The organism is Anaerovibrio sp., assembly GCF_045637405.1.
In the GTDB taxonomy this organism is placed as follows: domain Bacteria; phylum Bacillota; class Negativicutes; order Selenomonadales; family Selenomonadaceae; genus Anaerovibrio.
Genome location: NZ_JAZTZI010000094.1, coordinates 1 through 1169, shown reverse-complemented (window position 1 = coordinate 1169; position 1169 = coordinate 1). Strand labels below are relative to the sequence as shown.

Sequence of the window (1169 nt, the reverse complement as noted above, 5' to 3'; positions counted from 1 at the left end):
GCCCTGATAAGTATATACCTTACCAATTTTAGCCTTGGTTTCAGAATCACCATCCAAGAGAACTACTGCCTGATTTGGCTTTACAGTACCACGGATAATACGGCCTACTGCCACCTTACCAACGTATTCATCAGCCTCAAGAGTAGTAACCATCATCTGAAGCGGACCCTCAGCATCCCCATGCGGACATGGGATTTCCTTAACGATGGTTTCCATCAGTGGAATGAGGTTATCATTATCATCTTCCATGTTATACTTAGCCACACCATCACGGGCAGTAGCATAAATACAAGGGAAATCCAACTGCTCATCATCAGCATCCAGCTCCATGAACAGCTCCAAAACCTCATCATATACATCATCAACCCGCTGATCCGGCCGGTCAATTTTGTTAATAACAACGATAGGCTTCAACCCCTGCTCCAAAGCTTTACGCAATACGTATTTGGTCTGAGGCATTGGACCTTCAAAGGCATCTACCAGAAGCAGCACGCCATCAACCATGTTCAATACGCGCTCAACCTCGCCGCCAAAATCAGCATGGCCCGGGGTATCAACGATATTGATCTTAGTCCCCTCATACATGATAGCTGTATTTTTGGAGAGAATTGTAATACCACGCTCACGCTCCAAGTCACCTGAGTCCATTACTCGCTCCGCAACCTGTTCATTGGAACGGAAAATATGGCTCTGCTGCAGCATAGCATCCACCAGGGTAGTCTTACCATGGTCAACGTGCGCAATTATAGCAATATTTCTCAAGTTTTCATTCATACTCATAGTATTAAAATTCCTCCCATTACATTAAAAAAGGAGTCCTACGCTCCTTTTTATAACCACATCTTAATTTTCAGCATACTTATATTATTATAGTGGTTTTACAATGTCAATCGTCTTTTCTATAATTATTTCCTATTATTTCCAATAATAAACAACATTCTTATATGTAGTATTCTTCATAGCCTGTTATTTTTCTTATAAAACTGTTATAATTTAGTACAGAAGACTTTCAGTATTCCAGGAGGATCTTATGGAAGGGATTTATTTATTTGCCTTAGTATGGATTTTATTAAACACGTACACTATGTATCACGTATTCTTTAAGAAAAATAGAGAAGAAGATCGGGACGAGCTTCGCAGCGAGCTAATCGAAATGTGCCGCATGATTT

Annotated in this window: 1 protein-coding gene; it reads right to left on the bottom strand. The window is 40.5% G+C overall.

The window, feature by feature from the left end; genetic code table 11:
* On the bottom strand, positions 1 to 780 hold a 780-nt coding region (locus ACKI5G_RS06885), incomplete at its 3' end, for a GTP-binding protein (RefSeq protein ID WP_407398884.1).
* Positions 781 to 1169: the final 389 nt, after the last annotated feature.